Raw genomic sequence first — 21,068 nt, forward strand, 5'->3', positions numbered from 1 at the left:
CGCGCCCGCGCCCGCGCCGGCGCGATCGGCGACAATCGCCCGCTACAGGAGGTACGCCATGAGTTCATCCATTCCCCGGCGCGCGCTGGTGACCGGCGGCAGCGGCGACATCGGTGGCGCGATCTGCGCCCGCCTCGCCACCGACGGCATGCACGTGATCGTCCACGCCAACGCCAACCTGGCCCGCGCCGAGCAGGTGGTGGCCGCAATCCATCACGAAGGCGGCAGCGCGCAGGCGGTCGCGTTCGACGTCGTCGATGGCGCGGCGACCCGCGCTGCGCTCGAAGGCCTTCTGGTGGACGGCCCGATCGCGGTGCTCGTAAACAACGCCGGCATCCATGAGGACGGCCCGATGGCCGGGATGAGCGAGGAGCAGTGGCGGCGTGTGATCGATGTCTCCGTGCACGGCTTCTTCAACGTCACCCAGCCGCTGCTGCTGCCGATGGCGCGCGGGCGCTGGGGACGCATCGTCAGCGTGTCCTCGGTCGCCGCGGTGCTGGGCAACCGCGGCCAGGTCAACTACGCGGCGGCGAAGTCGGCCCTGCACGGCGCCAGCAAGTCGCTGGCCCGGGAGATGGCCAGTCGCGGCATCAGCGTCAACGTGGTCGCGCCGGGCGTGATCGAGGGACGCATGGCCGCCGACGCCTTCCCCGCCGACATGCTCAAGCAGATGGTCCCGGCAGGCCGTGCGGGGCGTCCGGACGAGGTCGCCGCGCTGGTGGGATTCCTGTGCTCGGACGCGGCGGGCTACATCAACGGGCAGGTGATCGGCATCAACGGCGGCATGGGCTGAGCCGGCTTCACCCCGCGTGCCGGCTGCCGGCGACATAATCGCAGCGCTGAACACCGGTTCCGGACGGTCCGGGCCGTATCGCAGGAGGAATGCCATCGTGCACGTCAAGACCGCATTGATCGTCTGTCTGGCCGTCGCGGCCAGTGGTTGCGCGACCACGTCGCGAACGATGCTCGGTCCCGCCCGGCCGGCCGTGGCGCCCGAGCAGGTACGCATCTATTACACCCCGCCGCCGGGCCGCTACGAGGAAATCGCGATGCTGAGCACGGCCAGCGGCGCACTGACCTACGGCGAGCAGAACAAGACCAACGAGGTCATGGGCAAGCTGCGCGCGTCCGCCGCCCAGGTCGGTGCCAACGGCGTGCTGTTCCAGGGCGCCGCGCAGGGTTACGGCGGCAGCAACGTCGGTATCGGCGTGGGCAGCAGCAGTTTCGGCCGGCGCAGCTCGGTCGGCGGGGGCATCGGTGTCAACGTCACCCCGTCGCCCACCCACGCTGCCGGTATCGCGATCTACGTCTTCGATCCGCCGCCGATGCAGTATCGACCGACGGTGACGCCAGGCAGCCAGCGGCCGCGCAACTAGGTCGCAAGCGCCGCGCCGGGTGTCGGTGACGCCACCTCGCCGGCGACCGCCAGGTCGTCGGCCAGGCCGTACCAGACCGGCGGCAGCAGGCCGATCGTGCCATCGGCGACGGTGAAATCCGCGGGGCTGATCGCGGCCAAAGTCGGGTGCTGGCGGATGGCCTGCCCCGTCATTTCAGCGGCGAGCACTTCCATGCGCGTGACGTTGGCGCCGATCCGCTCGTACAGTTCCGCGTCATCCGGACTGTCCAGCAACGCCCCGTTTAGATCGCGGAACCAGCCGATCGCCGACTGGTCCAGCTCGCGCCCGTCCGGCGGGACATAGCCGGCGGCGGCATTGGCCTGACCCCACGCGCGCAGCAGCGGCTGCATCGTCTTGTTGAGCGCGGTCGCGCGCTCCAGCGGCTTGCGCAGCCGGCCCAGCAGGGACAGGTCGGCGATCCTGCCCGCGGTGTACAGCGGCGCCAGCACCGACCAGTAATACGTGTAGTCCCAGACCACCTTGAGCGGCATCACCAGCGCATCGCCGAACAGCGGGTACTGGTCCTGGTACAGGCTCATGGTGTTGTCGAAGAAGGAGAACAGCAGCTGCTGGTAGAGCTCGGCATGGGCGCCGATGCGCGCGGCGGCGCGGTCCTTTTCGATCAGCTCGCAGATGTAGCCGTTGCTGATCGCGATGAAGTCGCTGCCCGGCGAGTAGAACGGATCCAGGAACAGCCCCGCCTCGCCGGTGATCGCCCAGCGATCGGCCGAGAACACCTGCTCGCAGTCGTGGCTGAAATGGCGCAGGAAGCGGAAGTCGCGCACCGCGTGCTCCGGCGCGTCGAGTGCCTGGGCAACCCGAGGCTGGTGCTCGCGCAGCCAGGCCATTGCCTTGTCGTGGCTGTTGATGGTGTCCAGCGGGTGCATCTGCGCGTCGCAGACGATGCCCAGCGAGTGCACGTCCGACGCCAGCGGAATCATCCAGAACCAGTAGCCGGGGCCGCACAGGTGGTTGGTCGAGCGCCAGCGCTCGGGCGGCTGGCAGCGCTGCATCCAGTCGTGATCGGATGACCAGCTGCCAGGGTCCAGACGCCCTTCCACCCGCCACCACGCCGCGTTGGCATCGTGCGGGTGGGTCTTGGCCAGGCCGAGCTTGCGCTTGAGCAGGGCGGCGCGGCCGCTGGCGTCGACCACCCAGCGGGCGGTGGACACCGACTCCACACCGTCCTGCGTGTGGCGGACCTGATGCGCGTCGTCGCTATCGGGTTTCGCCAGCTCCACGCCCAGGATCTTGCAGCCGTGCCGGAAGTCGACCCCCAGCGAGGCCGCGTGCTCGCCGAGGAAATTCTCGAAGCGCCCGCGATCGAGTTGCCAGGACATCATCGGCAGCGCCTCGCGCACGCCGACCTCGGTGGTCGCGTCCACATCCTCGCGCCCGTCGCTGAAGAAGAAGCGGAAACCGAACTTGCGGACCTGGCGGCTGTCGAGGTGCTCGCGCAGGCCGAGCACGGTGCTGAAGTAGTGCGCGCCGATCTCGACGGTCGACTCGCCGACCTTGAACGCTGCCTCCGGCGCCGGGTGCGTGTTGCGCTCCAGCACGGTGACCGCGATCGCCGGGTCGCGCCGCTTCAGCTCGATCGCCAGGCTCAGTCCTGCCAGTCCGCCGCCGAGGATCAGTACATCGATGTTCGCGTGCGGGTCTGGCATGGGCTCAGCTCTTGGAGACGTGGGGTCGGGCGACGCGCAGGGAGTCGAAGTCGCCGCTCGGATCGTGGATCAGCGCCGGGTTGGCGCGGATCTGGCGGAGGATCGCCGGCATGCGGCGGGTGTCCCAGCACTGGCCGACGACATGGCTGGTGATGCGGGTGAAATCGCGCAGCGGACGGAAGTGGCTGCGCCGGAACTGCAAAGCGGTGTCATCTGCCGCGCCCGACGCGGATGCAGCGGCCGCGTAGCGCGACTCGATCGGCACCGACACGCAGCGGGTGCCCAGCATGCGCGCCGCCGAGATCAGGATCTGCGCCTCGAACACAAAGTCCTCGCCGGGCACGTCGTCCAGCGCGGCGACCTCGGCCGGATACAGGCGCTGGCCGCTCTGGGTATCGGCGATCTGGTAGCCGGTGCCCCAGGCGATGCCCCAGTCGGCAAAGGCGTTGGCTGCGCGCCGGTAGCGGGGCTGTTGCGAGCGCCGGCGCAGGCGCGCACCGATGACGATGTGGCCGGGGTAGAGATTGCCGGCCTCGAGCAGGCGCGGGATGTCGTCGGCCAGGTGCTGGCCGTCGCCGTCCATGGTCAGCACTGCGCTGGCACCGGCGGCAAGCGCGGCCTGGAACCCGCGGCGCAGGCTGGCGCCCTTGCCCAGCCGCTGCCGGTTGCGCAGCACGGTCACCGGCAGCGCGGCGATCCGCGCCACCGTGTCGTCGTCGGAGCCATCGTCCACCACGATCACGTTGCTGCATTGGCGCAGCGCGCCCGCCACGACGTCGCGGATACGCAGCGCTTCGTTGAGCGCCGGAATCACGACCACGATGTTGTCCCGATGGAGGCGATCAGCCACGGCGTTGCGCTCCGGTTTCCTGCAGCGACGGCTCATGCAGCGACAGCTGGAGTATCCGCCCGGCGCCGGCGGAAAGGGTGGCGTTCCGGCCGCCCGACGCGAGCGCGTCGAACAGCCCCAGCATAGGTCCCATCGCGTTGCCCGGATCGCGCGCCGCGAGCGGACCGGCGGCGGCCGGCGCATCGCCATCGGCCAGCGCCGCCGAAAGTAGCGTCGCGCCGGCACGCTCGCTGCGTGACAGCACCAGCGCGCCGCCGAGCAGGCCCGCGCTGGGGGAGATTTTCGCCAGCGGGCCGACCGACGATCCGTCGTAGGCGACCAGCAATACCGCCGGCACGCCGGTTGCCAGCTGCACCAGCGCCTCCAGCAGGCCTTGCGCAAACGTCGCCTGGTAGGCGCTGATCGCGGTGGTGGCCGCGGTCGCGCCCGTGCCGATGCTCCAGTAGCCGGCGGCGGCGTTGTGGACCGAGTTGTGGAAGCGGGTCGGCGAGATTGTCTCCGGCTGGTCGGCCAGGGTCGCGCACATGTAGTCGGTGATCGCCAGCTCGCCGTGGGTGGAGGCGAACACCGACGGCAGCGAGGCCGGGTCGCGACCGGCGGCGTCGCACGCGGCCAGCGCGACTTCCAGCGCGACGGCGACGGTGCCTGGCGCACGGCGGCGCTCGTTGGGCGCCAGCAACTGCGGCGAGGGACGCGCTGGCGGCGCTTCCGGCAAGCGGCCATCGCGGACAAAGTTGCGCGCGCTGTCCCAGCCCGGCAGGCCCGTGGTCCAGAAACCCACGCCCTCAATGGTGGCGACCAGCGCGCTCACGCAGACACCCCGAACACCAGCGAGGCGTTGTTGCCACCGAAGCCGAAGGAGTTGGTCATCGCGACCTGGATCGCCGCCTGCGCGTTATCGAAACGGATCTGCGGCCCGCAGGCGGGATCCGGCGTGGCGCTGTTGAGGATGCCCGGAAGCGTGCCGTGCTGGAGCGCGATCAGGCAGAACACCGCCTCCACGATCCCGGCCGCGCCCAGGGTGTGCCCGGTCCACCCCTTGGTCGAACTGGCGTGCAGCCCGGCCGGGAACAGGCTGGCCACCGCGGCCGCCTCGATGCGGTCGTTGGCGGGGGTGGAGGTGCCGTGCAGGTTGAGGTAATCGACGTCTTCCGGTGCGATCCCTGCACGTGCCAGTGCCTCGTTCATCGCCTGCAACGCGCCCAGGCCCTGTGGATGCGGCGAGGACATGTGGTGGGCGTCGCTGGACTCGCCGTAGCCGAGCAGGCGCAGCGACCGGGTATCCGCCGGCACACGCTCCAGCAGGGCGAATCCGCCGGCCTCGCCCAGCGACAGGCCGTCGCGGTCGGCATCGAAGGGTCGACACGGCTGCGCCGAGACCAGTTGCAGCGAGTTGAAGCCGTACAGGACGCTGCCGCACAGGGTATCCACGCCGCCGACCAGCGCGGCATCGACCACGCCGGCCTCGATCAGCCGCGCCGCCTGGGCGAAGACCTTGGCGCTGGAAGAGCAGGCCGTGGCCACGGTGATGCACGGGCCGCGCGCACCGCTGACCTGCTGCACGAAGTCGCCCAGCGAATGCACGGTGTGCACGATCGGACGCGCCAGTTCGGGCGGAAACGCGGGGGTGCCGTCGGCGTCGGGCTGCAGGCCGCGATAGGCTTCCTCGCTGGCACCGATGCTGGAGGTCGAGGTGCCGATCACCAGCGCGACGCGATCCGCGCCGAGCCGATCGACCGCGTCACGAACCGCCTCCAGCAGGCCGTCCTGCTGCAGCGCCAGCCAGGCCAAGCGGTTGTTGCGGCACTCCCAGCGCGCGAATTCCTCCGGCAGCGGGGCGCCCTCGAGCTCGTCGACGCGGCCGATCCAGCACGGCAGCGGCACGCCATCGGCGTTGTCGGGGCCGAAATCGTTGGGTCGCAGGCCGCTGCGGCGCTCCAGCAACGCCGCATGCTGGGCCTGCACGCCGCGACCGAGCGCCGTGGTCGCGCTCCACGCGCGCACGGCAAGCGGCGGCATGGGCGAGGGCTTGGGAATGGGGCGCGCGTCTGGCAAGCGGCTGTCCTGTGCGGGTAGGAAGGAAACGCGTGTTGACGCGGAGTATAGCCAGCGCGGTGTGCAGCCAACGGCGGTCGCGCTGCGACGGGACTAGACTGGCCGTCCTCCCGCTGTGCAGCCCGAAGCTGATGGCCGACGGCGGCGAGACGCGCGCGCGGCTGGTGGCCGACATCGATGCCGCGACCGAGCAGGTCCACGTGCTGTATTACATCTGGCTGGGCGACCACACCGGCACCGACATTGCCGAGGCGCTGATCCGCGCCGCCCGCCGCGGCGTTACCTGCCGGGCCATGGCCGACGGGCTGGGCTCACGCGCGATGATCAGGTCCGCGCTGTGGAAGCGAATGGGCGAGGCCGGCGTCCAGCTCGCTGTCGCACTCTCGTTCCGCAACGTGCTGCGCGTGTTCCTGACCAGCCGCATCGACCTGCGCAACCACCGCAAGATCACCGTCATCGACGGCCGCATCACCTACTGCGGCAGCCGCAACTCGGCCGATCCGGAGTTCCTCGTCAAGGCCAGGTACGCCCCGTGGGTGGACATCATGTTGCGGTTCACCGGGCCGGTGGTGGCGCAGAACCAGCTGCTGTTCGCCAGTGACTGGATGCAGGCCACCGGCGAATCGCTCGACGGGATCATGCTGCTCGCCGAGCCGGTCGCGGGTGGATTCCCGGCCCAGGTGATGGGGGTCGGCCCGACCGAGCGCCGGGGCGCCACGCCGCAACTGTTCTCCAACCTGATTGCCTGCGCCGACCGCAGCCTGACCATTTCCACCCCGTACTTCGTCCCCGACGCTACGCTCATGGACGCCCTGTGCGGCGCCGCCTACCGCGGTGTGGCCGTCACGCTGATCTTTCCGGAGAAGAACGACAGCTGGATCGTCGCGGCCGTCAGCCACAGCTACTACCACCGCCTGCTGGATGCCGGCTGCAGGATCCACGAATTCAAGGACGGCCTGCTGCACGCCAAGACCCTGACCATCGACGGCAGGATCACCGTGGTCGGGTCCTCCAACCTGGACCTGCGCAGCTTCGACCTCAACTACGAGAACAACCTCCTGCTCCAGGACGAGACCGTGACGCGCGCCGTCATCGAACGGCAGCAGGACTACATCGACCGTTCCGTACCCGTGCGCCTGCCCGACGTGCTGATCTGGCCGTGGCACCGGCGGATCTGGAACAACGTGGTCGCCACGATCGGGCCGCTGCTGTAGCGCGCTGATGCAGCGCAGGGGTCAGCTGGCGGACGGAGCGTCGAGCGCCCCAGTGACGAAATCGCTCCACGCATGCATCAGTCATCCGTCCTCCCCTCAAGCATCTGTCGCGTCACCGAATCCGGCTGGCCTCCAAAGTAGTGCGCCAATGCCACGTCGAACAGCGGCTCCGATGGAACGGCCGCACTGAACAGCGTAAGGCACGACCGGAACTTCATCGCGTCCAGCTCGCCAAGGATCTCGGCCGCCGGGAGGGGACCGTTGGCGAGCATGGCGCGCAGCGCGTCAACCAGGCGTCGGCCCAGGACAGGGTGCTTGACGTAGGCCGACGCTTCCGCAACGCCTGAAAGCCCGAACCGCCGCGACGTAGCGCTGTGCCCAAGTCCCGCCAGCTGCGGAAACACGTACCAGATCCAGTGCGACCGCTTCCGTCCCACGCGCAGCTCTGCGATCGCGGCATCGTAGGTGTCGCGTTGGGCCTCGATGAAGCGCGATAACTCGAATGGATCGGGTTGCGTGGGCATGGGTGGACGGTATCACCAGTGGTTTCGCGGCGACCTTCTGCACACACCCAAATTAAGGCAGGTCAGACATGACAACTGCCTAGATAAACGGACCAAGTCTGGCCAGCCACGACTGCCTGGATCGAATGGCTGACCAGATCGTCTCGGCACCCAGAGCCGTAATGAGTAGCCCCAGCCCAACCCGAATCAGCGGCTCCGCCACACCGAAGAAGACAACGTAGATACCTACCGCCGTCAGGAACACCCCGAACAGGCCAGATAGAATCCGGTAGATGATGCCGCTGAAGTAACGATTGATGTTTTGCTCATCCGTCATGGCGTTGACCAACGCCTGAGTTAAGCCGGCCAGCCCGAGGCGAACCGAGTGGCGCCGAGACCGAGAAGCGGGCTCGGCTTGAACGAATTGTTAGGCTTCGCCCTTCTTCCGTTTATTCTTGAGGATGTTAGCCAGATAGTCCACGGTAGACCGCTTGTAGATAATCGGCGTAGCTACGGGAACCTTTCCTGAGTCTCTGTAATGGTCTTCTTGCTGCTTGTTGCGGAAGTTGTATGCAGCGTAATCAAGATTACTCTTAACGCCGTTTTCCGTCAGGCACTTCCAGACTTCGTTGCGCCCGATGCCAGGGACCTTTGCCTTGACCAAGTCTGCTAGCTGCGTGGCGGAGAGCGGGTATGTCTTTGTCAGGTTCTCCTTGATGTGCTGTATCACTTCCACCTGATCCACGGGACTCACGTCACCGATCAGCTTCAGCGCAGGCGCCCCGTCCTTTTCAACAAACTGGCCTTCCTTTACGAACTTGAGCTTTGACGCAAGCGACTGATCAAGGACTAGAATCTGAGCCTTGTCCTTAGAAATCACGCCGCTTTCGGTGTCCAATATCGCTGCGTTCTGGGGGCCAGCACGACCGATCTTGCCGAGTAGATCCAACCATTGCTCGTTGTTCCGCTCAAGGCGATGATTGATAATCGCCTGCAGCTCGGCACCCTGAATCTTCTGAGTCCGCCCGCCATAGCGATAGTAGATTTCACCGCTCTTGATCAGATTGTCCTTTCCCTCATCCTTGGTTGCGATAACCGGCTTCTCGGCGGCTGGCTCAATGTAGAACACGCCAAAATTTTTGCCGTCTACCTCGAAGCATGCTTGGTGCCAACAGATGCTGCAGGAGTACAACTGGAGCAAGTGGCCAGAAATTATTTGCGGATCAATCTTATCGAATTGATCTATCGATTTCTCTGACATGCCAGTGAGAATCCGCGGCTTGTCCTTTACGCCAAATATTAGAAAGCCGCCCCGGTTATTGGCGAAAGCCGCGAAGTCCTTGAAGTAGTCTGCCAATGCCGCAAGGTTGAATTGCTCCTTGAACTCTAGCTCTTGCCCTTCGCGGTGGTGTAGTCGGCCGTCATCATTGACTCTCAAGTAAGCCAGAACACGATCTTCTTGCAGCACAGTAAACCTTCCTAGTGGAGCCTAACGCTGAAATTAAGCCGAGCCGCGAAGCGGCTTCGGCTTGAATGAATTGTTATACCTCTCGCGACCTGCTGCCAAACGACTTTCCAGAGTCCGCCGCCTGTGCATTTTGCGCAATGATAGAAGTTATCCCACGCCGAGGTTCCCTCCAGTTTCTCAACCCCTTTCTTTGCCTTGTCCGCGCTACTCGCGCCTTGCCACTTGTTATGTCCGCAGTCCTTAACTCTCACAAGTACGTCATGAGTTGGGGTGTTTCGAGTCTTCTTGTAGTAACGGATCTGGCCGCTTTCGGGATTGCTGCTGTCGGAAAGATCCTCGCCTTGCGACTCGTCTATTTCGCCACTCTCTTTGATGCGGCTCAACGCGTACTCGGCGGCCTCGGCCTTGCTAGCCTGCCTAGCAGCCTCTCGATTCGCCTCATCCAGCGACTCTTTGAGCTCTTCGTTCTCTTGAATGAACAAGCGCGCAAGCTCAATCTCTTCTGAATTGGAGTTGGCGCGTTGCTCTAACTCGGAAAGCTTCGCTCTTGCGGCCTGGTTTTGAATCTCACGAATGGCAGCAGGAGGTTCGATTGTAAGTGACGCAACGCCCATGACGCTGCGCCTCAAGAGGGATCGGATTCGCTGCATCCCCTTACCGTCACTGTCTTGAGAAAGCATATAGCTCGCTGTCCAAACCGAGCTCCTTGGAGCTTGGGGGCCATCCAATTCCTTTCCACGTGGCCAGTAGAGCCGTACGGCTCCGAGATAACAGGAGTTGAGTTTTCCAAGCTCATCGGATAGCGCCCATGAGGCGTCTTCGTCAATACGGACTACATGCGCCAAGCCCGCCAGGTCCGCTGCTACGAACTGCTCCAGATCGTCCCAGATAGGTTCGTTCTCGACCTCCGAAACGACCACAATGGGTAATGTCCTACCTGGATCTTGGATTGCAGACGCAAGAGTGTCGCCCCCTTCAAAGCCCGAGATCTGCTCTGCAATTGGGCGCGGCAAGGTAACGCCTCCTAGCTGCCAGTCTTGGCGAAGATCGAGCAACCTTTTGACAATGGCCGGGCACCGCGGATCTGTGAACACGGGGGCAACGACAACGGTGACGTTTTGTACAGTCAAGGTTGTGTAAACGACCACTCGGTCAGCGAGTGCAAGCAGGGCGATTGTGGTAATGAATCTCTGCCCGGATGAAGTCGGCTCATGAAGCGCGATTTCATCAAAAGTCCCGATCACGGATCTGGCGCTTCTTCGTTGGAACGTTCCAACAGGCGATCCCTTTGTCTTTGACGTGAAAGTGCCTGCGGTGGCTGTCGGATTCAATGCCCCTTTTTCAACTAACCACTCTTTCAGAGCTGCCTCAATTTGCGCGGACGACGAAACTACTTCCTCCTTTGAAAGGGGAGCGGCTTCAAGAAGGTAAGAGGAAAGAATTTGCATGCAAGGGAGTTTCCGTATGTTTCAAAGAGGTATAACGCCTGAATTAAGCCGACGCGCAACCTGCGAGTCGGTGAGTTGGTGCAATGGAACAGCGACACATTTGAGCCAAGCAACGAAGCGGGTTCGGCTTGAATGAATTGTTAGCGCGCCCTGTCAAAGCGCAGGATAAACCGACCAAGCAATGATTGCTCGTACGTGACCAAGACCGGCTCCCCCGGTTTGAGCCGATGCCCGTCGAGGCCCGCTCGACAGAAGCCACCAAATGGCGGATTGAACTCGCGGAGCACCAACCGGTAGCGGCACGTACGAGTGCTCCGGTAGTGCTCAGAGGCATGGACTGTTGCTTGGTGAGTTGAGCCAGCGAACCGAGTGAAGAGGGCTGGAACCGTTTGAGCGAAGAAAAGCCACGACCAAAGAGAGAGCATCGCGACAACGCCGAGCTTGACCAAGCGGCGCTTCTCTAATGCAGCCATAGGTGATGCACGCATGACCCAATAGGCGAGTGCCACTGAAACCCCGACGGCGAACCACGAAACGAACCTACTTGGAATAAACCAATCGCTGTAGAACAGAATTGCCCACCCAAAGCCTGCGAAGCCCAAGCCAAAAAGAGCAGCGAACAGTTTGGCTTTCAGCGGGATGCTCATAGCGCTAACGCTGGAATTAAGCCGACCCGCACCGTGCAGACCGGGAGCAGATGCAACACCGCCAACGACACACTTGAACGAGGCGATGAAGCGGGTTCGGCTTGAATGACTTGTTAGGCCGCACCGCCGATAGCTAAGCACGAACTAACTTGAGTTGTATCCATGGCTGCCAGCCGGCCTTCTTGCCCTTAAGTTCCCACAGGCCGGTCAACTGATTGTTATCTGGGTTGAATCTACCGCTGAAGCGTACGGCTTCTCCGGTGATGCTCCATTTCTTCCCCTTCAGCGCCACCTCAAATTGCTCAGATGATCCCTGATCATCATATGACCGCGCCAAGTACTTCTTGCTTGTACGGTCGTAGCCAATGACCTCCATGGACCGAGTCGGTATTTCACCAAAGCGGGCGTCGACGTCATGCGCGATGAAGTGTCTGCCAGGAAGCCAACGATAGATATCCGTCGCCGACAGAGTCGTAGCCGGTCCAGCTTCCGTTTCCAAGACCTCACCGGTCGTGTTCCAAGTGCCAATGAACACTTCCAAGCGGGACATTCGATTTACGGGCATACAGATCTCCAAGTAGCAGAGGGTTACTTGTGCGGCCTAACGCCTATTCGGCACCAAAGTGGTGCCTATTCCCTGTGTGTAATCCGGATAGTCCGGTCCGAGCTTTCAGCGTAAGTCCTGCAGAAATCAACGACCCCCGCTGAGCGAAGGTGCCTAATCCTTGTGTCTAATCTGGAATGTGGTCCGGCGGCGCTCCCCAAGTCCCGGATCGTCCCACTCCGCACCAATGGGCGCAACTCGCGTTTCCCATCGCAGTGATATTGAACTCCACCCCCTTCCCCCCGTTGCTGCATGACCCACCAATGCATCCGTGTTCCAATCACTGCGTTTGGGATCACTGGCAGGAGTCAGGTCGATGGGTGTGGGCAAAGGCAGTTCGCGGGTTCTGGGCGCCGTGATGGGCGGGGTATTGGCAGCGACGGCTCCGACGGCGGGGGCGCAGGACGCGATGCCGTCCGTCACGGCGGCGGACTACGCCCGGGCGGAGGCTTTCATGGGCTACAACACCACGCCGCTGCTTGACCACGCGGTCAACACGGTGATCTGGCAGGACGACGGCCACTTCTGGTTCCGGGACCACGACGCCGACGGTGACCACTTCCGCCGCGTCGATGCGGCCACGGGGACCATCAGCGATGCCTTCGACCGCGAGTTGCTGGCCAAGGCGCTGGCCGACGCGACCGGCAAGCCGGCGAACGCGACCAAGCTGGCCGTCACCGCGTTCAAGGTCGCCGAGGACGGGCGCTTCGATCTCACTGTCGCCAAGCAGCGCTACCTGTGCGACCTGCAGGACAAGAGCGTCTGCGTCGCCGTCGATGCCGACGCCCGCAAGCCGTCCGCGCAGGACGCGGATGCCGATGCCAAGGCGCCAATGGTGCTGTCGCCCGATGAGAAGCTCGGCGCCTTCATCCGCGACTGGAACCTGTGGGTGCGCGATATCGACACGGGCGCGGAGACCCGGCTGACCACGGACGGCCGCACCGACTACGGCTACGCCACCGACAACGCCGGCTGGACCCACAGCGACCGCGCGATCCTGGTCTGGTCGCCCGACTCCAGCAAAATCGCCACCTTCCAGCAGGACCAGCGCGAGGTCGGCGAGATGGTCCTGGTCGGGACCAACGTCGGCCTGCCCAAGGTCGAGCGCTGGAAGTACCCGCTGGCCGGGGCCGACAAGGTGACCATGATCGAGCGCGTCATCATCGACGTGCCGACGCGCAAGGTCGTGCGGCTGGACATGCCGCCCGACCACCACCGGTCCACCCTGTGCGACGACGTCAGTTGCGATGGCGGCTGGGAGGACGTGCGTTGGTCGCCCGATGGCGCGACACTGGCGTTCGCCTCCACCTCGCGCGACCACAAGGACACCTGGCTGCGGGTCGCCGACGCCGCCACCGGCAAGGTGCGCGAGGTGTACCACGAGCACGCCCCGACCTACTTCGAGAGCGGCAACGGCAAGGTCAACTGGCAGTACCTGCCCGAGAGCGGCGAGTTCATCTGGTTCAGCGAGAAGAGCGACTGGGGCCACCTGTACCTGCACGACCTGGCGACCGGCAAGCTAAAGCGCGCGATCACCGGCGGCGAGGGCAACGTCACCCAGGTGCTGCGGGTGGATCCGGGCAGCCGCACGATCTGGTTCCGCGGCGTCGGCATGGAGCCCGGGCGCGATCCGTACTACCAGCACTTCTACAAGGTCGGTTTCGATGGCGGCCAGCCGCAGTTGCTGACCCCGGAGGACGCGGACCACACGATCACCCTGTCGCCAGACGGCACTTACTTCGTCGATGCGTATTCCACCCCACAGACGCCGCCGGTCACCCGCCTGCGCCGCAGCGAGGATGGCAGCGACATCACGGTGATCGCCCGCGCAGACGACAGCCGCCTGCGTGCCACCGGTTGGGTGCCGCCCACGGCCATCACCGTCAAGGCCCGCGACGGCAAGACCACCCTGTATGGAATGCTGTTCACCCCCACCGGCCTGGACGAGTCGCGCAAATACCCGGTGGTGAACTACATCTACCCCGGCCCGCAGACCGGCTCGGTGCGCGGTCGCAGCTTCAACGTCGCCCGCGCCGACCACCAGGCGCTGGCCGAGCTGGGTTTCATCGTGGTCGCCATCGACGGCATGGGCACGCCGTGGCGCTCCAAGTCGTTCCACGACGCCTTCGATGGCGACATCGGCGATAACACGCTGCCCGACCAGGTCGCCGGCCTGCGCGAACTGGGCAAGCGCTTCCCGTGGATGGACCTGGAGCGGGTCGGCGTGTGGGGCCATTCCGGCGGTGGCTACGCGACGGTGGATGCGATGTTCACCTACCCGGAGTTCTACAAGGTCGGCGTCGCCCAGGCCGGCAACCACGACAACCGCAACTACGAGGACGACTGGGCGGAGAAGTGGATGGGGCTGGAGGTCACCAAGGACGGCAGCAGCAACTACGACGCCCAGGCCAACCAGAACCGCGCCGCCAACCTGCGCGGCAAGCTGCTGCTGGCGCACGGGATGATGGACAACAACGTGCATCCATCCAACACGCTGCTGGTGGTGGACGCGCTGATCAAGGCCAACAAGGATTTCGACCTGCTGCTGTTTCCCAACGCGCGGCACGCGTTCGGCAAGGACACCGGCTACATGACCCGGCGGCGCTGGGACTACTTCGTCCGCCACCTGATGGGCGCGCAGCCGCCGGTGGAATACAAGATGCAGGCCGACAAGCCCTGACCCGGCCCGACCCGCGTTAGGTGCGGGTGCAGCCGGCCGCTACACTGCGTCGCCCGCCGGCTGGCCCAGCCGCCGGCCCCGACGCCAGAGTTGAATGTCCTTGAGCGCTGTCTCCCCTTTCCGCCGCGAATGGTTCGGCAATATCCGCGGCGATGTGCTGGCCGGCCTGGTCGTCGCGCTCGCGCTGATTCCGGAGGCCATCGCGTTCTCGATCATCGCCGGGGTCGATCCCAAGGTCGGCCTGTACGCGTCGTTTTCCATCGCCGTTGTAATCGCCTTCACCGGCGGCCGGCCGGGGATGATTTCCGCGGCCACCGGGGCGATGGCGCTGGTGATGGTCACCCTGGTCAAGGACCACGGCCTGCAGTACCTGCTCGCCGCGACGGTGCTGACCGGCGTGCTGCAGATGCTGGCCGGGGTGTTCAAGCTCGGCGGCCTGATGCGGTTCGTCTCACGCTCGGTGATCACCGGCTTCGTCAACGCGCTGGCGATCCTGATTTTCATGGCCCAGCTGCCCGAGCTGACCAACGTGCCCTCGACGGTGTACGTGATGACCGCGGCCGGTCTGGGCATCATCTATCTGTTCCCGTACCTGACCCGCGCGGTGCCCTCGCCGCTGGTGGCAATCGTGGTGCTGACCATCGTCGCGGTGGTGCTCAAGCTCGATATCCGCAGCGTTGGCGACATGGGCGAGTTGCCCGACAGCCTGCCGGTGTTCCTGCTGCCCGACGTGCCGCTGAACCTGGGGACGCTGCGGATCATCCTGCCGGTTTCGCTGACCCTGGCCGTGGTCGGCCTGCTGGAGTCGCTGCTGACCGCGCAGATCGTCGATGAGCTGACCGACACGCCCAGCAACAAGAACCGCGAATGCGTCGGCCAGGGCGTGGCCAACGTCGCCACCGGCTTCATCGGCGGCATGGCCGGCTGCGCGATGATCGGCCAGTCGGTGATCAACGTGAACTCCGGCGGGCGCGGTCGGCTGTCGACCTTTGTCGCCGGCGCGGTGCTGCTGGTGATGGTCGTGTTCGCCGGCCCGTGGGTGAAGCAGATCCCGATGGCGGTGCTGGTGGCGGTGATGATCATGGTCTCCATCGGCACCTTCAACTGGTCCTCGATCAAAAACCTGCGCCACTACCCGGCCACCTCCAGCATCGTGATGCTGGGCACCGTGATCGTGACCGTGCTGACCAGCGACCTGGCCCGCGGCGTGCTCACCGGCGTGCTGCTGTCGGCGCTGTTCTTCGCCCGCAAGGTCGGCCAGGTGTTGCGGATCGACTCGCAGCTGGACGCCGATGGCAACGCGCGCCGGTACACGGTGACCGGGCAGGTATTCTTTGCCTCCAGCAGCGCGTTCGCCGCCGGCTTTGATTTCCGCGAGGTCCTGCAGCACGTCACCATCGATGTCTCGGGGGCGCGCTTCTGGGACCTCAGCGCGGTCGGCGCGTTGGACAAGGCGGTGATGCGCTTCCGCCGCGAAGGCGCCACAGTGGAGGTGGTCGGCCTGGACGAGGCGAGCACCGCGCTGGTCGCGCAGTTGGGCGTGTACGACAAGCCCGGCGCCGCCGGCTGATCGATGGCCATTGAGGAGAACGTCGTGATGAGCGCTGAGGCCACTTTTCCCGAACGCTGCGTGCTGGGCGCGATCGACGTGTCCGGTTATGCGGCCAGTGTCGCCGCGCATGCGGGCTGGGCGGCGGCGCGCCTGTCCGCGCCGCTGGAGCTGATGCACGCGATCGACCGGGACGCCGCGCCAGTGCCCATCGACCTGACCGGCAACCTCAACCTGGGCGCCCAGGAAGGTCTTCTGCAGCAGATGGCCCTGCTCGACGAGCAGCGCGGCAAGCTGGCCCAGGAGCGCGGGCGCGCCTTGCTCGAAGAAGCCGGAAACGTGGCCGCCGCCCATGGCGCCAAGGCGAGCATCCGCCAGCGCCAGGGCCGTCTGGTGGAAACCCTGCTGGACCTGCAGGACGACGTGCGCCTGTTCGTGCTCGGCAAACGCGGCGAGCACGCGGACTTCGCCCGCGGCCATCTGGGCAGCAATCTGGAACGGGTGATCCGCGCCGTCGAGCGACCGGTGCTCGTTGCACCGCGCGCCTGGCGGCCGGTGCAGCGTTTCATGATCGCCTTCGACGGCAGCGCCACCACCCGCCGCTGCATCGAACTGGTCGCCGCCAGCCCGCTGCTGAAGGGGCTGCACTGCGAGGTGCTGATGGTGGCCGACGCAGACAGGGTGGACGCCGAACCGATGCAGTGGGCGCAGGCGCAACTGCAATCGGCGGGTTTCGCGCCGGTCATGCGTGCCGTGCCCGGCGCCGCGGAGGACGTCATCGCCGCGCAGGTTGCCGACCGGTCCATCGACCTGCTGGTGATGGGTGCCTACGGCCATTCCCGCATCCGCAACCTGGTGGTCGGCAGCACCACCAGCCATATCGTGCGCACCTGCCCGATCGCCGTGCTGCTGCTGCGCTGAGCGGCCTGCGGAACCCGTGTCGTATGGTGACCCCATCAACGCAAACCCCATCGGCCAGTGAGACGACCCCGCGATGAGTGAAACCCTCCCGCCCGTGACCGATCCCGCGCAGGACTGCCTGACCGCGCCGATCCACACCACCGGGGCGATCCAGCCGCACGGCTACCTGGTCAGCTGCGGCCTGGTCGATGAGCGGATCCGTCACGTGTCGGCCAACATCGCCGAGCTGCTCGGCCTGGAGCCGGCCGAGGTGCTGGGCCTGGAGATGACCCACTTCCTCGAGGAGGACATGCTGCTGCAGGTCCGCGATGCGGTGGCCGCGGCAGTCCCCGACGACGGCACCGCGCAGCGTGTGGGCGTGGGCAACGTCGGTGCCTTGATGATGCCGTGCGACATCAGCGCGCATGCGTCCCGTGGCCTCCTGCACATCGAGTTTGAACCGCAATCCTCGCGGCAGGAGACCCGCGCGCCGACCCGGGTCGCGCAGCGCATGGTCAGCCGCCTGGGCAGCGATGCGGTGGGTGCGGCGTTCTTCCAGCACGTGGCGGCGGAGATCCACGGGCTGACCGGCTACGACCGGGTCATGGTGTACCGATTCCGCGCCGACGATACCGGCGAGGTGGTGGCCGAGGTGGCCGCCGAGGGCATGCAGCCCTACCTGGGTCTGCGCTATCCGGCCAGCGACATCCCGCCGCCGGCGCGGCAGCTGTACCTGCGCAACCGGGTCCGGGTCATCCCCGACGCGCGGTATGAGCCGATCAGCATCGTGCCGCCCACCGGTCCGGCCGGGGAACCGGTGGACCTGAGCCAGCACGTCCTGCGCAGCGTCTCCCCGGTGCACCTGGAGTACCTGCGCAACATGGGCGTCGCCGCGTCGATGTCGATCTCCCTCATCAGCGAAGGCCGCCTGTGGGGGCTGATCGCCTGCCACCACCGCGAGGCGAGGCGCTTGAGTGCGAGCGCCCGCTCGGCGGCCGACCTGTTTGGCATGTTCGTCTCGGTACGCATCGCCGCGCTCGAGCAAGAACAGGCCATGCAGCGCTTCGAGGCCACCCAGCACCTGCGCGATGCCGTGGTGATGCGGCTGGCGGCCGCCGGCGATTTCGACGCCGCGCTGCTGGCCGAGCTGGACGGTGTGCGCGAGGTCCTGGACGGCGACGGTGCCGGTCTGGCGATCAACGGACGCTGGAACGTGATGGGCCGTGCGCCGGCCGGCGACGACCCCGGCGCGCTGGTCGACTGGGCCAACGCCCAGGAGCGCGGCGGGATCGCCATGAGCGACGTCGCCAGCGAGTGGAATGCGCCCCCATTGCAGGCGCCCGGGCTGGCGGGCGTGCTGGCGATCAACCTGGGCTCGCCGCAGGACTGGGTGTTCCTGTTCCGCGCCGAGCAGGTCGAGGACGTGCACTGGGCCGGCGACCCGCACTCCGGCCGGGTCGCCACCGACGACGGCGTGCGCCTGGCGCCGCGACGCAGCTTTGCCACCTGGCGTGAACTGGTGAAGGGGCGCAGCCGCGAATGGACCGCCGCCGACCGCAGTGGTGCCGAACGCCTGCAACGGATGTTGCGCGAGCAGCGTCGTCGTTCCAGGGCCGCCCACAACGCCGATCCCGCGGAAAGCCCGTTCCGCACCCAGTACCTGCGCGACCAGAAGCTTCGCCTGGACGGATTGGCGCAGTTGCTGGACGGCCTGGGATACCTGGACACCACCGCCACCGCCGGCATCGGCCTGCGCATCGAAGAGTTGGAAGCGGAGTTGCGCCGGCTGATGCTGGACCCGCAGGGAGAAGCCGCTACGACGGAAGTGTCCACGGGCGAGGGCGGAGACCACCGGTAGAATGGGCGCATGGATGTCTCCCACCTGCTTGACGCGCTCAACACCGCCCAGCGCGACGCGGTCAGCGCGCCGCCCGGCCACTACCTGATCCTTGCCGGCGCCGGTTCCGGCAAGACCCGGGTGTTGACCCACCGCATCGCCTGGCTCAATGAAGTCTTCGGCGTGCCGACCCACGGCATCCTCGCGGTCACCTTTACCAACAAGGCCGCCGCCGAGATGCGCCACCGCGTCGATGCGCAGCTGCCCAGCGGCGTGCGCGGGATGTGGATCGGCACCTTCCACGGCATCGCCCACCGCCTGCTGCGCCTGCACTGGCAGGAAGCCAGGTTGCCCGAGGCCTTCCAGGTCATCGATTCGGACGACCAGCTGCGGCTGGTCAAGCGCGTGGTGCAGGCGCTGGAGCTGGACGACACCCGCTTCCCGCCGCGCCAGATCGTCTGGTGGATCAACGCGCAAAAGGACGAGGGCCGGCGGCCACAGCATCTGCAACCAGACCCTGGCGATCAGTGGACCGACGTGATGCGGCGCTGCTACGAGGCCTACCAGGAACGCTGCGACCGCGCCGGACTGGTGGATTTCGCCGAGCTGCTGCTGCGCGCCCACGAGCTGCTGCGCGACAACCCGGCTTTGCTGGCGCATTACCGGCACCGCTTCGGCGAGATCCTGGTCGACGAGTTCCAGGACACCAACGCCATCCAGTACGGCTTCATCCGCCTGCTCGCCGGTGACACCGGCAAGGTCTTCGCCGTCGGTGACGATGACCAGTCGATCTACGGCTGGCGCGGCGCCAAGGTGGAGAACATGCAGAAGTTCCTCAACGACTTCGGCGTCGATGGCAAGACCGGGAGCGCGGGCGCGCAGACCATCCGGCTGGAACAGAACTACCGCTCCAGCGCTAACATCCTTGATGCGGCGAACGCGGTGATCGCGCACAACCCCGACCGGCTGGGGAAGAAGCTGTGGACCGACAGCGGCGGCGGCGATCCGATCGACGTCTACCAGGCCTACAACGAGACCGACGAGGCGCGCTTCGTGGTCGAGCGGCTCGCCCAGTGGGTGCGCGACGGCGGCAGCCACGGCGACGTGGCGATCCTGTACCGCAGCAACGCCCAGTCGCGCGCGTTTGAAGAGCAGCTGCTGGCGGAAAAGGTGCCCTACCGCGTCTACGGCGGCCAGCGCTTCTTCGAACGCGCCGAGATCAAGGACACCCTGGCCTACCTGCGCCTGGTCGCCAACCGCAATGACGACGCCGCCTTCGAGCGTGCGGTCAATACGCCCACCCGCGGCATCGGCGAGCGCACCCTGGACGAGGTCCGCCGGCGCGCACGCCAGGACGCCACCCCGCTGTGGGACGCGGCGCGCACGCTGACCGGCGACACGGTGCTGGCCGCGCGTGCGCGCAATGCGCTGGCCGGCTTCATCACCCTGATCGGGGCGACCGAGGCCGACATCGCGGAGATGCCGCTGCAGGAGAAGATCGACCACGTCCTGCTGCGCTCCGGACTGCGCGAGCATTACGCGCGCGAATCCAGGGGCACGCTGGACTCGCGCACCGACAACCTGGACGAACTCGTATCGGTCGCCTCGCGCTTCGTGCACGCCGACGAGGAGGACGCGCAGGCGATGCCCGAGCTGGTTGCCTTCCTCGCCTACGCGTCGCTGGAATCGGGCGAGGGCCAGGCCCAGGCGGGCGAGGACGGCGTGCAGCTGATGACCCTGCACAGCGCCAAGGGGCTGGAATTCCCGCTGGTGTTCCTGGCCGGGCTGGAGGAGGGCCTGTTCCCCAACCACCGCTCCATCGAGGAGGCCGGGCGGCTGGAGGAGGAGCGCCGGCTGGCCTATGTCGGCATCACCCGCGCGCGCGAGAAGCTCGTGCTCAGCCACGCCGAGGCGCGGCGCATCCACGGCCAGGAGATGTACGGCATCCCGTCGCGCTTCCTGCGCGAGATCCCGCCGGCGCTGCTGCATGAGGTGCGGCCCAAGCTGCAGGTCTCGCGCCCGATGTACAACAGCGCCCCGCGGCGAGACCTTGGCCACGCCGCTATCGAAGCTCCGCCGCTGCCGCTGGGCGCCAACGTCAGCCATCCCAAGTTCGGCACCGGCGTGGTGACCGACTTCGAAGGCGCCGGCGCGCACGCGCGGGTACAGGTGAACTTCGCTGATGCCGGCAGCAAATGGCTGGTGCTGTCCTACGCCAACCTGAGTCCCGCCTAGACATGGCTGCCACA

General features: G+C 66.2%; 18 protein-coding genes. 8 read left to right on the plus strand and 10 right to left on the minus strand.

The annotated features are described in order from the left end of the window. Nucleotides 1–58: 58 nt before the first annotated feature. Together fabG and INQ43_RS00640 are read left to right on the plus strand one after the other, a co-directional pair. Nucleotides 59–793, plus strand: a complete 735-nt coding sequence (fabG, locus tag INQ43_RS00635; RefSeq protein WP_194036781.1) for a 3-oxoacyl-ACP reductase FabG — start codon at nucleotides 59–61, stop codon at nucleotides 791–793. A gap of 97 nt (nucleotides 794–890) precedes the next feature. Then, entirely contained in the window at nucleotides 891–1,376 is a 486-nt protein-coding gene (locus INQ43_RS00640; RefSeq protein WP_194034712.1) for a hypothetical protein, read from the plus strand. Here INQ43_RS00640 and INQ43_RS00645 read toward each other — a convergent pair. The 4 genes from INQ43_RS00645 to INQ43_RS00660 are packed head-to-tail and all read right to left on the minus strand — an operon-like array spanning nucleotide 1,373 to nucleotide 5,933. Beyond that, entirely contained in the window at nucleotides 1,373–3,064 is a 1,692-nt protein-coding gene (locus tag INQ43_RS00645) for a tryptophan 7-halogenase (protein ID WP_194036782.1), read from the minus strand. The genes INQ43_RS00640 and INQ43_RS00645 overlap by 4 nt on opposite strands. A gap of 4 nt (nucleotides 3,065–3,068) precedes the next feature. Beyond that, nucleotides 3,069–3,914, minus strand: a complete 846-nt coding sequence (locus INQ43_RS00650; RefSeq protein ID WP_228062561.1) for a glycosyltransferase family 2 protein — start codon at nucleotides 3,912–3,914, stop codon at nucleotides 3,069–3,071. Further along, the gene (locus tag INQ43_RS00655) at nucleotides 3,907–4,725 is read right to left on the minus strand and encodes a beta-ketoacyl synthase chain length factor (RefSeq protein ID WP_228062562.1); all 819 of its coding nucleotides are present in this window, start codon (nucleotides 4,723–4,725) and stop codon (nucleotides 3,907–3,909) included. Before INQ43_RS00655 ends, INQ43_RS00650 begins: the two co-directional genes overlap by 8 nt. After that, nucleotides 4,722–5,933, minus strand: a complete 1,212-nt coding sequence (locus tag INQ43_RS00660; protein WP_194037497.1) for a beta-ketoacyl-[acyl-carrier-protein] synthase family protein — start codon at nucleotides 5,931–5,933, stop codon at nucleotides 4,722–4,724. The genes INQ43_RS00655 and INQ43_RS00660 overlap by 4 nt, the downstream gene beginning before the upstream one ends. A gap of 167 nt (nucleotides 5,934–6,100) precedes the next feature. Between INQ43_RS00660 and INQ43_RS00665 the strand changes: the two genes are divergently transcribed. After that, complete coding sequence (locus INQ43_RS00665; RefSeq protein ID WP_194036784.1) at nucleotides 6,101–7,183, plus strand: phospholipase D-like domain-containing protein; 1,083 nt, start codon at nucleotides 6,101–6,103, stop codon at nucleotides 7,181–7,183. Nucleotides 7,184–7,260: 77 nt separating this feature from the next. Here INQ43_RS00665 and INQ43_RS00670 read toward each other — a convergent pair whose 3' ends face one another. The 6 genes from INQ43_RS00670 to INQ43_RS00695 form a co-directional block, all read right to left on the minus strand. After that, entirely contained in the window at nucleotides 7,261–7,707 is a 447-nt protein-coding gene (locus INQ43_RS00670) for a DUF1810 domain-containing protein (protein ID WP_194036785.1), read from the minus strand. 79 nt (nucleotides 7,708–7,786) lie between these two features. Then, nucleotides 7,787–8,023: a hypothetical protein gene (locus INQ43_RS00675; protein ID WP_194036786.1), complete on the minus strand. Its 237-nt coding sequence runs from the start codon at nucleotides 8,021–8,023 to the stop codon at nucleotides 7,787–7,789. A gap of 90 nt (nucleotides 8,024–8,113) precedes the next feature. Then, entirely contained in the window at nucleotides 8,114–9,154 is a 1,041-nt protein-coding gene (locus tag INQ43_RS00680; protein ID WP_194036787.1) for an ATP-binding protein, read from the minus strand. An 11-nt stretch (nucleotides 9,155–9,165) separates the two neighbouring features. Further along, nucleotides 9,166–10,602 carry a hypothetical protein gene (locus tag INQ43_RS00685; RefSeq protein ID WP_194036788.1) on the minus strand — a complete coding sequence of 479 codons (1,437 nt, stop codon included), beginning with the start codon at nucleotides 10,600–10,602 and terminating at the stop codon, nucleotides 9,166–9,168. Between the two features lie 140 nt (nucleotides 10,603–10,742). Then, the gene (locus tag INQ43_RS00690) at nucleotides 10,743–11,249 is read right to left on the minus strand and encodes a hypothetical protein (RefSeq protein WP_194036789.1); all 507 of its coding nucleotides are present in this window, start codon (nucleotides 11,247–11,249) and stop codon (nucleotides 10,743–10,745) included. Nucleotides 11,250–11,382: 133 nt separating this feature from the next. Continuing rightward, nucleotides 11,383–11,784 carry a DUF1579 family protein gene (locus INQ43_RS00695; RefSeq protein ID WP_255518504.1) on the minus strand — a complete coding sequence of 134 codons (402 nt, stop codon included), beginning with the start codon at nucleotides 11,782–11,784 and terminating at the stop codon, nucleotides 11,383–11,385. A 385-nt stretch (nucleotides 11,785–12,169) separates the two neighbouring features. Here INQ43_RS00695 and INQ43_RS00700 point away from each other — a divergent pair, with 385 nt between their 5' ends. From INQ43_RS00700 to uvrD, 5 genes are all read left to right on the plus strand, one after another. Next, entirely contained in the window at nucleotides 12,170–14,533 is a 2,364-nt protein-coding gene (locus tag INQ43_RS00700; RefSeq protein WP_194036791.1) for a S9 family peptidase, read from the plus strand. 100 nt (nucleotides 14,534–14,633) lie between these two features. Beyond that, nucleotides 14,634–16,103: a SulP family inorganic anion transporter gene (locus INQ43_RS00705; protein WP_228062563.1), complete on the plus strand. Its 1,470-nt coding sequence runs from the start codon at nucleotides 14,634–14,636 to the stop codon at nucleotides 16,101–16,103. A gap of 27 nt (nucleotides 16,104–16,130) precedes the next feature. After that, a complete protein-coding gene (locus tag INQ43_RS00710; protein WP_194036793.1) occupies nucleotides 16,131–17,003 on the plus strand; it encodes a universal stress protein in 873 nt (290 codons plus the stop codon). Between the two features lie 73 nt (nucleotides 17,004–17,076). Then, entirely contained in the window at nucleotides 17,077–18,840 is a 1,764-nt protein-coding gene (locus tag INQ43_RS00715) for a GAF domain-containing protein (protein ID WP_194036794.1), read from the plus strand. Between the two features lie 9 nt (nucleotides 18,841–18,849). Next, entirely contained in the window at nucleotides 18,850–21,054 is a 2,205-nt protein-coding gene (uvrD, locus tag INQ43_RS00720) for a DNA helicase II (RefSeq protein WP_194036795.1), read from the plus strand. The last annotated feature ends 14 nt before the right edge of the window (nucleotides 21,055–21,068 follow it).

It is taken from the genome of Lysobacter sp. H23M47 (assembly GCF_015209765.1).
Taxonomy (GTDB): Bacteria; Pseudomonadota; Gammaproteobacteria; order Xanthomonadales; family Xanthomonadaceae; genus Novilysobacter; species Novilysobacter avium.